This is a genomic window from Nitrospirillum guanabarense (assembly GCF_034653355.1).
Classification (GTDB): domain Bacteria; phylum Pseudomonadota; class Alphaproteobacteria; order Azospirillales; family Azospirillaceae; genus Nitrospirillum.
In genome coordinates, this window is sequence record NZ_JAYEER010000004.1 from 603,000 (window position 1) to 614,799 (window position 11,800).

Annotated in this window: 12 protein-coding genes; 8 read left to right on the forward strand and 4 right to left on the reverse strand. The window is 68.4% G+C overall.

Translation table 11 applies throughout. From position 1 onward, the window contains the following. The first annotated feature begins 189 nt into the window (after positions 1-189). The 3 genes from UAA55_RS20765 to UAA55_RS20775 all read left to right on the forward strand — a co-directional run bounded on the left by UAA55_RS20765 (position 190) and on the right by UAA55_RS20775 (position 3,930). Complete coding sequence (locus tag UAA55_RS20765; protein ID WP_322955079.1) at positions 190-2,439, forward strand: Glu/Leu/Phe/Val dehydrogenase dimerization domain-containing protein; 2,250 nt, start codon at positions 190-192, stop codon at positions 2,437-2,439. A 168-nt stretch (positions 2,440-2,607) separates the two neighbouring features. Next, positions 2,608-2,973, forward strand: coding sequence for a hypothetical protein (locus UAA55_RS20770; protein ID WP_322955080.1), 366 nt, complete (start codon positions 2,608-2,610; stop codon positions 2,971-2,973). A gap of 189 nt (positions 2,974-3,162) precedes the next feature. After that, entirely contained in the window at positions 3,163-3,930 is a 768-nt protein-coding gene (locus tag UAA55_RS20775) for a SapC family protein (protein WP_322955081.1), read from the forward strand. 79 nt (positions 3,931-4,009) lie between these two features. Here the strand turns inward: UAA55_RS20775 and UAA55_RS20780 are convergent, their stop codons facing one another. Then, positions 4,010-4,327, reverse strand: coding sequence for a 2Fe-2S iron-sulfur cluster-binding protein (locus tag UAA55_RS20780; RefSeq protein ID WP_322955083.1), 318 nt, complete (start codon positions 4,325-4,327; stop codon positions 4,010-4,012). A gap of 277 nt (positions 4,328-4,604) precedes the next feature. Between UAA55_RS20780 and UAA55_RS20785 the strand changes: the two genes are divergently transcribed. From UAA55_RS20785 to UAA55_RS20800, 4 genes are all read left to right on the forward strand, one after another. After that, entirely contained in the window at positions 4,605-5,021 is a 417-nt protein-coding gene (locus tag UAA55_RS20785) for an HRDC domain-containing protein (protein ID WP_322955085.1), read from the forward strand. Further along, entirely contained in the window at positions 5,018-5,521 is a 504-nt protein-coding gene (locus UAA55_RS20790) for a CreA family protein (protein ID WP_322955086.1), read from the forward strand. The genes UAA55_RS20785 and UAA55_RS20790 overlap by 4 nt, the downstream gene beginning before the upstream one ends. A 220-nt stretch (positions 5,522-5,741) precedes the next feature. Continuing rightward, entirely contained in the window at positions 5,742-7,532 is a 1,791-nt protein-coding gene (locus UAA55_RS20795) for a hypothetical protein (RefSeq protein WP_322955087.1), read from the forward strand. 11 nt (positions 7,533-7,543) lie between these two features. Next, a complete protein-coding gene (locus tag UAA55_RS20800; RefSeq protein ID WP_322955088.1) occupies positions 7,544-8,239 on the forward strand; it encodes a hypothetical protein in 696 nt (231 codons plus the stop codon). A gap of 10 nt (positions 8,240-8,249) precedes the next feature. On the opposite strand, the gene UAA55_RS20805 is transcribed toward UAA55_RS20800, so the two are convergent. Beyond that, a complete protein-coding gene (locus UAA55_RS20805) occupies positions 8,250-9,266 on the reverse strand; it encodes a M14 family metallopeptidase (RefSeq protein ID WP_322955089.1) in 1,017 nt (338 codons plus the stop codon). A gap of 194 nt (positions 9,267-9,460) precedes the next feature. Here UAA55_RS20805 and UAA55_RS20810 point away from each other — a divergent pair, with 194 nt between their 5' ends. Next, complete coding sequence (locus UAA55_RS20810) at positions 9,461-10,321, forward strand: N-formylglutamate amidohydrolase (RefSeq protein ID WP_322955090.1); 861 nt, start codon at positions 9,461-9,463, stop codon at positions 10,319-10,321. Between the two features lie 29 nt (positions 10,322-10,350). On the opposite strand, the gene UAA55_RS20815 is transcribed toward UAA55_RS20810, so the two are convergent. Both UAA55_RS20815 and UAA55_RS20820 read right to left on the reverse strand, forming a co-directional pair. Continuing rightward, on the reverse strand, positions 10,351-10,824 hold the full coding sequence (locus tag UAA55_RS20815; RefSeq protein ID WP_322955091.1) for a GNAT family N-acetyltransferase: 474 nt from the start codon (positions 10,822-10,824) through the stop codon (positions 10,351-10,353). Between the two features lie 18 nt (positions 10,825-10,842). Continuing rightward, the gene (locus UAA55_RS20820; RefSeq protein WP_322955092.1) at positions 10,843-11,616 is read right to left on the reverse strand and encodes an NAD kinase; all 774 of its coding nucleotides are present in this window, start codon (positions 11,614-11,616) and stop codon (positions 10,843-10,845) included. Between the last annotated feature and the right edge of the window lie 184 nt (positions 11,617-11,800).

The window sequence follows — 11,800 nt, forward strand, 5'->3', positions numbered from 1 at the left end:
GATGATTTTGGGGCGGTTGTCGCCAAGCGCCTCCAACGTCGCCGTCAGAGATACCTACTTCGTTTGGACGCAATGCAGCATGCACGGGGGCCGGCGGCTAAAATGCGCATGGCAAAGTGGCGCGAATTGTAACACGCTGACCCGAGGTTGCCCCGCCGCGACGTGACCAGGAAAGAGGATAGTTCCACGATGTTCGATGCCCGCCGGCCCTTGTTCGCCTCCGCCATCGCGGCGGTGATGCTGACCACGGCGGGCGCCGGCTTGGCGCTGGCCGCCCCTGGGGACACCAATGGTGGCGAGCCCAACAGCGCCACCATCCAGTGGGCCCAGAACATCCTGAAGGAGAAAGAGCTGTATGAGGGCCGCGCCTCGTCCCGCATGGACCCGCCCACCATCGCGGCGCTGCGCCAGTACCAGAAGGCTGAAGGCCTGAAGGTCACCGGCAAGCTGGACCAGGACACCATCGCGCGCATGATGGAAGGCCGTCCGGTGGACAAGACGGTCGGCAATCTGGCCGATCCCGGCAGCCGCGCCAAGGCTTCGCAGCCTCGACTGAAGGAAGAGGACGTGCAGCCCAAGGCCGCCCGCTCCGCCGTGGGGGTGGAGAAAGGCGGCCAGGCCCAGGAAAGCACGGTGCTGAGCGTGTCGCGCAACCCGGGCCCCGGGGCGGCGCCGGGCACGCCGGCCGATCTGCCCCCACCGTCCGTGACCCAGCGCCCCGGTGGGGCGCCGAACGCCCAGCCGGCCCCGGGCCAGGACGCAACCAGCACCACCGGCGCCGGCCGCGTCGCGGTGGAAACGCAGTCCACTGGCGACACGCCGGAGCAGGCGCCGACCGAGATCACCGCGCCGGACTGGGCGCGTAACGCCCTGCTGGGCTTCGTCGGCGCCCTTTTCGCCGTGATGGCCGGCATCTGGTGGTGGAGCGGCCGCCGTCCCAGCCGCAAGGCGCCCAAGCGCGGCCGGCCGGGCGACGTCCGGCGCGAACCTTCATTGGGGGGGAGGACGCCCGCCTGCCCGATGGCCGCGTCATGCCCCGCCTGGGGGAGGAGACCACGGCCCGCCCCAGCCGCCCGCCGGGCTTGCGCGTCGGCCGCTGACCAGGCGAACTTTCCGCCGACGGCGGACCCGCCGGGACCCGATTCCGGGGGAATTCCGGTCGCGGCATCGGCTGCGCGACAGGACATTACACGGTGGGCGCCCGAGGGTTCGCCAAAGCTGCGCCGCGCAATAAAACAACGAAATCGACCGGGCCCCAGGCCGCCCCTAAGCTTCGTCCTGCAGACAGTTCCGCCCCCGCCGCATGAGGAATGGGGACCGGATCACCGGCCCGGCGCCTTGATTCCGGGTCCCAGGCAGGAGAATGCCCCCATGCTGTTCGACGCTCCGGATTTCGACAATCACGAGCTGGTCCTGTTCGGCCGTGACCCGGAGAGTGGCCTTAAAGCCATCATCGCCGTTCATGACACCACCATGGGCCCCGCCTGCGGCGGCTGCCGCATGTGGCCGTACGCGACCGAGGCTGACGCGGTGAAGGACGTTCTGCGCCTGTCACGCGGCATGAGCTACAAGAACGTCATGGCGGGCCTGCCGCTGGGCGGCGGCAAGTCGGTGCTGATCGGCGACCCCAAGACCGCCAAGTCCGACGCGCTGTTCCGTGCCTTCGGGCGCATGGTGGAAAGCCTGGGTGGCCGCTACATCGCGGCGGAAGACGTGGGCATCACCGTGGCCGACGTGCAGGTCATGGGCCGTGAGACCAAGCATGTGGCCGGCCTGAACCATGGCGCGGCCGCCAGCGGCGACCCGTCCCCCTTCACCGCCTACGGCGTCTATCTGGGCATCAAGGCCGCTGTGAAGCACCGCCTGGGCGCCGACAGCCTGAAGGGTGTGCGGGTGGCCGTGCAGGGCTTGGGCAATGTGGGTGGCCACCTGTGCCAGCGCCTGGCCGATGACGGCGCCCTGCTGACCGTCAGCGACATCTTCGCCGACCAGGTGAAGCGCGTGGTCGACCGCCATGGCGCCGTCGCCGTGGACCCGTCCGCCATCCATGCCCAGGACGTCGACGTGTTCGCCCCCTGCGCCCTGGGCGGCGTGCTGAACGAGCAGTCGCTGCCCCGGCTGAAGGCCAAGGTGGTGGCCGGCGGCGCCAACAACCAGCTGTCGGTGGACGCCGTCGGCCGGCAATTGCGCACCATGGGCGTGCTGTACGCGCCGGACTACGTCATCAACGGCGGCGGCATCATCAACGTCGCGGGCGAGGTTGGCGGCGCCTACAGCAAGGACGCCATCCTGGCGAAGGTGGAGGCCATCCACGGCACGCTGACGGACATCTTCCGCCGCGCCGACGCCGAGGACCGCCCCACCAACGAGGTGGCGGACCAGATGGCGCGGGAGCGCTTGGCCGCCGGGCGCACCGAGGGCATGGCCAAGGTCGCCTGAAATCCCGGGAACGGGTGACGCGAAAGGCTGGCGCCCTGACGGGGCGGCCGGCCTTTTTCGTTGTGAATCAGGGCGATTATGACCCTTACGGTGGGGTGACTTAGGCCGCGGGCCACCTATATGATGCCCCTGCCCAAATCAGGGCGGGCGTATCCGAGGGGACGGGGCATGCAGGAGCTGCGCGCGATCAGCTTCACCGAGCGGGAGCTGATGACGGCGATCGTGGAATTCACGGGCCGCCTCAATCGCAAGCTGCCCGTGGGCATGGTCAAGGACCCCGTCATCGTCGAGGGGCCCCCCATCACTGTGCAACTGCCCATCGAGGATGATTACGGCAAGATGCACGAAGCCAGTTTCGCCGAGATGGAGGTGGCCGCCGCGCTGGTGAATTACTGCATGACGCGCAAGATCCGCATGCCCGCCAAGGCGGAGAAGGTGCTGCAGATCATCTCTGGCGCCGCCACCCTGGTCATCTGGCTGGGGGAGCAGGAGGCGGGCCCTCAGCGCAGGAAAGCCACCCTGCGCAATCGTTGAACCGTCGGCGCCGGCTCGGGCGTGTCACATATCGTCACGCGTCCAAGGCATGGCTGGGTCGCGGGCCTGTTGACTCGCGCATACAATTCCGGCACTCCAGAGCCCATCCTGTCGGGGGAAAGGGCGCGCACGTCAGAAGTCCGATTCCCGGTCAGTCTTAATTTAACCGGTAAACCAGGACCTTTTGCCATGACCGACGCCGCCGCCGCCAATACCGAAGCCGGCCAGATGCCTCCGTTCTACCGGGAGCCCGTTCCCGTCGACATCAGCCGTCACGGGGACTGGAAGCTGAAGCAGCAGCGGACGTTTTCCTACGCCGCCAACGCCAACGCCATTCCGATCGTGGGCGAGGAGTTCATCTCCCTCAACGGCCACTACCCCATCGTCTTCACCCTGGGCAACAGCCCGGCCGCCGTGGTGCTGACCGGCGTGCGCCCGGATGAGAACCTGTTCGTGGACGGAGAAGGCACCTGGCGCAAGAATACGCCGATCCCGGCCTACGTTCGCCGCTATCCCTTCCTGATGATGGAGACCCCGGACCGCGAGCGTCTGGTGCTGTGCCTGGAAGAGGACGCCAACCTGGTGGGTCCGGACGGCGACGTTCCCCTGTTCGAGGGTGACAAGGCCGGCGCCGCCGGCAACGACGCCCTGAACTTTTGCGCCACCTTCAACCAGTCCGCCGTCGCCACCAGCGCCTTCTGCAAGGAGCTGTTCGACCGCGGCCTGCTGGTGGAACAGCGCCTGGATCTGACCCTGTCCCACGACAACAGCCGCATGACGCTGACGGGGTTCACCATCATCGATGAGAAGAAGTTCAACGAGTTGCCGGACGACGTGTTCCTGGACTGGCGCAAGCGCGGCTACCTGGGCCTGGTCTACTCCCACTTCATCTCGCTGTCCCGCTGGAGCGTCCTGGCGGAACTGGCGTCCGAGCGGGTATTGGCCAAGAAGGCCTAAGACCGTTCCGGTCCCGTAAGAATGCCAAGGGCGCCGGCGGATCGACCGCCGGCGCCCTTTGTCTTGGTCCAGGGCCTGTTCAGCCCCGGCGCAGCAGCGTCAGGCGCAGGCCATCCAGCTGGGGCTTGAAGTCGATCTGGCAAGACAGGCGCGAGCGGCCGGGCTGGTAGGTCGGCTCCTCCTCCAGCAACGCCAGCTCATCCAGGCTGGGGTCGGGTAGACGCGCGGCCCAGTCGGCGTCCACCAGGACATGGCAGGTGGCGCAAGCGCAGGAACCGCCACAATCGGCGTCCAGCGGCAGGTCGTGATCGCACAGGTTTTCCATCACGGAGGCCTTCACATCCCCCTCGATGACGTGCTCCGCGCCATCGGCATCGATAACGTGGATCGTGGGCATGGGTCGTTTTCCTTGGGCTGCGGCGGCGGAATGGGACCGTCCACCGGGGCTCGGGCCATGCGGGACCCGTCGGCCGGCGAACGATCGGGCTGGTGATAGTGAAATCCGCAAGCGCGCGCGAGGCGAAAATCCGCAAGCCCACCTCGAAAAACCATCGCGGTGGCGCCTCAGCCCCCTGTCAACCGCCCCTGCCTCGGTTATATTGCCACTATCCACGGAAGTGGCCCGCCGGCCCGGTGCCGGACGGACCATCCGGCTTCTCTGACCGGGACAGCGCATGACCTTGGAAATCCGCACCTTCTCCATCCGTGACGCCACGCATGATGAGGACGAGACCCGCCTGGCCTCGTTCCTGCGCACGGTGGAGGTTTCGCGCATCGACACCGCCTATGCCGATGGGGCCTGGCGGGTGCTGGTCCAGTACCGCGACCTTCGCCGCAAGGAGGAAACCGCCCAGATCGAATTGGCCATCATCTCCGCCATCAACAGCTGGCGGACCGAGGTCGCCAAGTCGCTGGGCGTCGACAGGGAGGAGGTCCTGTCCAACGTCGTGGTGGCCGAGATCGCCCGCTACGCCCCGACGACGGAGATCGAGCTGTCGGTCATCAGCAGCGCCGCCGGCTTCGACGTGGCCGGCCGCGGCGGGCAGATCGTCCAGATCGTCCGCCAGACCATGGAAGAGTTGACCAATTGAGGCGCCCGCTGCTCGCCGCCGCCCTGACGCTCGCCGGCATCGCCGGAGGCTTGGCGGCGGCGACGGCCCGCGCCGACGAGGTGGGGTCGTTCAGCAACGATTGGACGGGCAACGAACTGACGGTGGAGGCGGTGCCCGATCCGGACATCCAGGGCGTCACCTGCCACATCGTCAGCTTTTCGCGCAGCGTCATCGACCGGCTGCGCAAGGGCAACTGGTTCGAGGATCCGTCCAACACCTCCATCGCCTGCCGGCAGACGGGGCCCATCGTCATCGGCAAGATCGACACCTCCAAGCACGGGGAGGAGGTGTTCTCCGAACGCAAGAGCCTGATCTTCAAATCCATCGCCGTCCGGCGAATTTATGACCGGGCCAACGACACCCTGATCTATGTCGTCTACAGCCGCCAGGTGAAGGACGCCTCGGCCAAGATGGCCATTTCCACGGTGCCGCTGTTCAACGCCAACCCCACCTGGACCAAGGGCAAGCCAGAGCGTTAATCCCCTGTTCAACCGGGATAAAAAAGCGCGCGGATCATCCGCCCGGCATACATCATTCGGTTGACTACCTGATTGGGCGGCGTCACCCTTTGGACAGCATCCATACATCGGTGGTGCGTTCGGCTTAGCGGCGGGGCTGCCAATGGGCCGGAAGATGGCCTGGGGTGGGCGGGGAAGGGCTTCCCCGTCCCCTGGGCGCTATTGCCGGTCGGGGCGGGCGATGGTTTTCGGGTTGCTGCAGGACAAGGCGAACCGGCCGCCACCGTTGAGTGAGCCTCGCGGCGTCTCCTTCGAGGTGCAATACCTGAAGGACGACCATTGGATCACCGAGCAGATCTGCCGCAAGGAGGAGGATGCCCGGGCGCTGGCCGCGCGCGTCCTGCCCAATCGCGCCGCCGTGCGCATCATCCGTGAATTCATCCGTCCCGGCCGGGGCGGTGAAACCGTCGACACCATCATCCACACCGAATACCGGCAGGAGCCCAAGCGCGCCATCGCGCCGGTGCCGGTGGAGGAGGCGCACTATTGCAAGGTGCCGCAGGAGTATCTGGCCTTCGACAGCCGGGTGCTGATCTCGCGCGTGCTGCGCCAGTACCTGGATGAAAAGGGCGTGACGGCGTCGGAGCTGCTGCACAACGCCGGCGAGGCCAAGCGCGTCCTGAATTTCGAGGCGCTGGTGCCCAACGCCGTCAGCCGCATCGCCACCCTGCAAAGCAAGGAGACGGGGGAGGACAGCCGGGCCCGCCGCGACGTCATCCTGGGCGTGCTGGAGGAACTGCGCCAGCGGGCGGAGAAGGCGGTGGCCAACCGGGCCCTGCCATATCCCAAGGAAATCGGCTTCGCCGCCACCATGCGCCAGGTGGACGAGATCCTGGGCACGGCCACGGCCGCGAGCCCCGACGTGGCGGCGGAAGAGGCGGCCTACCTGGGCAAGGTCATCGTCTGCCGCGACCTGGTGAATATCCGCGGCCTGCTGGGCAAGGCGGAACTGCTGATCGACCTGGCGTCGGACGACAGCCTCCCGGCCGACGACGCGGCCCTGCTGGACCAGCTGCTGGCCGACGTGCTGGGCGCGCCCGACATGGTGCGCGACATGCTGGGCCGCCAGCCGGACCTGATGACCGCCCTGAACCGTATGATCGACCTGGTCAGCGGCACGTTCGAGCCCCAGGCGGTCGAGATGTCGCCGTCCTGCACAACGGCCATCAGCCGCTGGGTGGCGGGCCCCCATGGCAAGGAGACCCGCGCGGTGCTGCTGGACTTCCTGCGCCGCCAGGTGCGGGGGACGCAGCGCCTGTCGCATGGCGAACCGTCGCAGCTGATCGCCAAGTACCGCACCCTGGTCGCCCGCCTGATGCGCCCGGATGGCCTGCTGGGCGGGCCGGCCATGGCCGAGGCGGTGCTGATGGGCTATCACCGCTTCATCGAGCAGGGCGGGGCCGAGGGGCGGCGCCTGGCGCTGGAGTCGGTGCTGCAGCTGCTGCCCACGGGGGCGGAGCGTCTGGTGTACCTGGCCTGCCTGGCGCGGTCGGACGTGGGCGCCAAGGACGGCGCCGCCATCGCCGCCCAGGCCATGGAGATCGCCAACCGCGTGGGCGGCCTGAACGATCTGGTGGACCGCACCCTGCCGCTGAAGCCGAAGATGGAGGCGAGCGCCGCCCTCTATCGCCTGGTGACGGAGGGGGACGCCCTGCCGGGCGACATGAGGGAAAAGCTGGGCGCGCGGCTGGACGACCTGGTGGCGACCTACATCGTCGACGGCCGGGTGATCGAGCGGCTGGACGACCCGTCGGCCACGCTGCGGGTGCGCGCCACGCGCCTGGTGCAGTTCGCGGGGGCGGAGGTTCTGGCCAGCCCCAAGGCCCGGCGCATCGTGCGGGACCAGATCATCAGCCATCTGCGCCAGCCCAACTTCGACACCAAGTTCGTCGAGGGCCTGGCGACGGAGGCCGAGCAGGCCGCCGTGCTGCGCAATTTCTACGATCTGCTGAACCGCGCCCAGTTCATGTGAGGGCCGGCTCCATGGCGTCGAAAGGCAAGCCCGTCGCTGCCCGCGCGCCGCTGACGAATGAGCAGCTTGAGCGCATAATGGCCGACGATTTCATTCGGCTGAAGCTGACGGATGATGAAAAGGCTCGGCTGCGAGAAATCAACGAGATGAAGCGGCAGCGTGCGGAAGAGCGGACCACACGGCTGAAGCTGGAGCAGGGGCCCTTGCTGGCGGACCTACACGCCGTGGGCTGGCCGATGGGGTCGGTCTGGGACCTCATCAACATGCACACCAGGGTCCGCTATCCCGAAGCCATCCCGGTTTTGCTGCGGCATCTGATGCTGCCTTATTCAGACCGGATACGAGATGGCATCGCCCGCGCGCGGGCGGTGCCGGAGCCCGAAGCCCGCGCGGCGTGGCCCTTGCTGGTCGCCGAATACCGCAAGGCGCCGATGGGCCAGGGCATCGTCGCGCTCGGCGACACCAGCGAATACCGCCTGGGAGCCAAGGACGGCCTTGCGTGCGCGTTGTCGATCCTGGTGACGGAAGCCACCCTGCCGGATTTGATCGAGCTGACCCGGGACCGCAGCCTGGGGGAGAGCCGTGTCCTGCTGCTGTCGGCGCTGAAGAAGCGGCGGAACAAGAATCCTCTGGTGGCGCAGGTGATCGCGGAACTGGCGGACGATCCCGACCTGAGGAAGGAAATCGCCGCCTGGCGCAAGCGGTGACAGCCGGTCGCTATAGGATGCGTCCCAGTCGCACCGTGGTCTGCCCCCGGCGCGGGGTGCGCGTGGGCATGACCAGGACACAGTCGTCGTAGGGCGTGTGGACGGCGCGCTTGCCATCCAGGGCCAGCAGGGTGCCGCCGGCGGCGATGCGCTCCAGCCCCTGGAACTGCCTCACGAAGGCGAACTCCTCCGTTTCCGCCTGGATGACGTGGGTCACGTCCACCACGACGGGCCTGGGCGGCGTGGCGGGGGCGTTGGCCTCTGTCAGCAGGGTGCGGGCGGTGGCCGCGTCCAGAGTTTCCGACAGCGCCAGGAAACGGATCAGCCCGCGCCAGGCCTGGACGCCGGCGGCGGGGGCCGTATGCCGCCCGCACTCCATCAGAATGGCGGCGCTGGTGCCCCCGGGGGCGGAGAAGCGGGGGTGGTCGATCAGGCGCAGGCCGTCGGCATGGCCGTCATCCGCCACCACCCAGCCGGGATCGGCCAGCGCCACGGCCAGGGCGCGGGCGCGGGGCGAGCGACCGCACAGGGTCAGCGCGGGGGAAGGCACCTGCATGGAATGCAGGTCCAGCAGCAGGTCGGCCGTCAGGATCCAGGGGGCGATGGCCGCCACGCGCGCCTGTTCCCGCCCATGGCGATAGACCGGCGGCGGGCCGCCGGGCGGCACGTCGGCCCGGACGCCGGCCCACAGGCGGTTCATGTCGCGATCCAGGTAGCGCGCCGGCGGGCCCGCCGGGCCGAACAGGCGGCCGCCGGCCGCGGCGTCGGTGTTGGCGAAGGCCAGGGTCCAGGTGCCGCGCGCCGGCCGCAGGCCCCGGCGCAGCAGCCGGTCCAGGGCGACGGCGCCACAGGGTTCGTTGCCATGCATCAGGGCGATGACGACGACGTGGGGGCCCTCGGCCCTGGCCTCGAACCGCCAGACATAGGGGACGCCGGTGTTGCCGGCGCGATGGGCGCGCAAGTCGGGCATCGCCAGCGGCGGTTCGGGCGTGGTGGGACCCGGGGGCTGGCTGAACCGCTCCCACATCACGAGCCCCCATCCCTGACACTCGGGTCCGCCCCCCTTGGAACCATGGCCGCCTTTTCCGTATTGGGCTGATTGGGGAATAGTGCCGGGTCCGACGCGACATGGAAAGGGACGGGATGACCCAGGCTGCGCTATGGTAAAAGCTTATGACGGCTGGCTTTGTCGCCGCCGTCATCGGCGGTTGCGAGGTTGGCATGAAATTCATCATAGATGATGTGCTGGTGCGCCATGACCCGGAAGGCACGCCCGTTCCCGTCGTCTATGACTCGCCCCACAGCGGTTCCGCCTACCCCTTGGGCTTCACCCCGCGATGCCCCCTGCTGCTGCTGCGCCAGTCGGAGGACGCCCATGTGGATGAGCTGTTCGCCCGCGCGCCGGCCCTGGGCGCCACGCTGTTGCAGGCCCTATTCCCGCGCAGCTACATCGACGTGAACCGGGCGGAGGATGACATCGATCCCGCCTGCCTGGCCGATCCCTGGCCCGGCCCCCTGAACCCGTCGGAGAAAAGCCGCCACGGCATGGGCCTGGTGCGTACCGTCAGCCGCCCCGGGGAGGCGCTGTACGCCGCCAAGCTGACGGTGAGGGAGGTGCAGGCCCGTATCGAGCGTTACTGGCGGCCCTACCATGCCCAACTGAAGGCGGCGCTGGACGGGCTGCACGCCCGCTTCGGCCAGGTCTGGCACATCAACTGCCATTCCATGCCCACGCTGGGTACGGGCGATGCCGGCGCCGACTTCGTGCTGGGCGACCGCGACGGCGCCTGCTGTGATCCGTCCTTCACCCGCTTCGTCGCCGCCACCCTGCGCGGCATGGGCTATCGCGTGCGCCACAACGACCCCTACAAGGGGGTGGAACTGGTGCGCCGCTACGGAGTCCCCACCCGGGGCCGCAACAGCCTGCAGCTGGAGATCGACCGGCGCCTGTACATGGATGAGGAGACGCTGGAACGCCATGACGGCTACTGGCGCCTGTCCCACGATCTGGAAGACCTGATGCGTGCCATCCACGCCTTCGCCATGGCACGCGTCGGCGACCGGCGCTTGGCGGCGGAGTAGGCTCTACCGTCACACGGAAAGCCGGATTGTCAGTCCCCGACGGTCATTCCGGCGCGGCCATAAAGGCTGAGGGCGTTTGGATTGTCGCGCAGCACCTTCAGGTCCACCGCCGTCGCCCCCCGCTCGCGGAAAGACGCGAAGACATGGAACAGCAGCGCAAGGCCGATACCGCGACGATGCCATCGGGGATGAACCACCAGATCCTTCACAAAGGCGCTGCTCCAGCATTGCGCGGCCCCGACCAACCGGTCCTCTGAGTCCCTCACCAGGAAAAACAGTGTGGGATCGTACTCGCCATCCGTGGAAAGGGCGGTCCACCAATCGTCGAAGCCGTGCACGCCGCCCCCGCCGTTGGCGTAAGCAACGGTGAAGAGCGCGTGCGCCTCCCGGGCATCCATGGGGGAGAAGGAAGTAAGCCGCACGCCCTCCGGCCAAGCCGGGACGGGCAATGGCCCCTCAAGCGAGCGCCTCATCCGGATCACGGCGCCGGGCATGGATGTCATGGGCAGGCCCGGATGCGGCTAGGGGGTGAACTGCTCTTTCAGGATCCGCTCTTCCAGGTTCATCTCCGGATCGAACAGCAGGATCGAGGCCACGCTACGGTCCTCGCAGACCTCCACCCGGGCCACGTCGCGGATTTCGGTGAAATCGGCCACGGCGCTGACGGGGCGCTTGGCGCCTTCCAGGATGTCGAACTGCAGCTTGGCGGTGTGGGGCAGCAGGGCGCCGCGCCAGCGGCGGGGGCGGAAGGCGCTGATGGGTGTCAGCGCCAGGATGCCGGCGCCCAGGGGCACGATGGGGCCGTGTGCCGACAGGTTGTAGGCGGTGCTGCCGGCCGGGGTGGACACCAGCGCGCCGTCGCAGGCCAGTTCGGCCAGGCGCTCCACGCCGTCCACGCTGATGCGCAGCTTGGCGGCCTGGCGCGTTTCGCGCAGCAGCGACACCTCGTTGAAGGCTAACGCCTCGTGCCGCCCTTGCGCGTTGACGGCCACCATGCGCAATGGGTTCAGCGCCACGCGCTGCGCCCGGCGCACGCGATCGGTCAGGCCGCGGGGGCTGAAGTTGTTCAGCAGGAAGCCGACGGAGCCCCGGTTCATGCCATAGACGGGTTTGCACAGGGGCAGATGGCGGTGCAGCGTTTCCAGCAGGAAACCGTCGCCGCCCAGGGCCACGATGACGTCCGCATCCTCCGCCCGCACCGTGCGGTACCGCTCCGACAGCGTGACGCGCGCGGCTTCAGCCTCCGGCGTTTCGGCGGCGACGATGCAGAAGGCCGGCTTGGCCGGTAGGGGCACCGTGGCGCACTGCGCGGTCGCCTCCGCGGCTACCGGGATCGGTGCCTGGCCGATGGGGGCCGGGGGGAGGCGGCAGGGCGGGTGGGTTCGTCGAGCATGGCGCTTTCGCCTGGTCCAGGACTCGGGGAAGAAGGAAAGGGCCGGGGCCCGTTAACCGAAACGGACGCCCACCTTAACGGATTGG